The 272-nt window shown below is 68.8% G+C and carries 1 pseudogene; it reads right to left on the bottom strand.

Features of this window, described 5'->3' with window-relative positions:
* Window positions 1–272 (bottom strand): annotated as a pseudogene (locus AACY08_RS30210) (ribonucleotide-diphosphate reductase subunit beta); the annotation flags it as partial.

Below are 272 nucleotides of genomic sequence, written 5' to 3'. Positions count from 1 at the left end.
CGCAGCCGTCGAGGTACTTCTGCCAGGCCCAGTCGTACTTGAAGGGCACGAGTTGGTTGAGGTCGGCGCGGCAGTTGATCATGCGCTTTTCGTCAACGGCGACGCGGGCGGAGGCGCCTTCCAGCTCAGCGAGGCCTTCGGCGACGTCGAGTTTGTCGAGGGCGGCCTTGGCGCGCACGATGGCGGCGGAGTCATTGGCGGTGACGGCGCGGGCTTCGATGGCGGCGGCAGCGCCGGCACCGTCGAGGCGGTCCATGTTGGCTTCGGTGGCG

Source organism: Pseudomonas sp. EL_65y_Pfl1_R83 (genome assembly GCF_963970695.1).
Lineage (GTDB): Bacteria > Pseudomonadota > Gammaproteobacteria > Pseudomonadales > Pseudomonadaceae > Aquipseudomonas > Aquipseudomonas tritici.
Note: the sequence above shows the minus strand (reverse complement) of the source record. Positions and strands in the feature narration are given on the sequence as shown.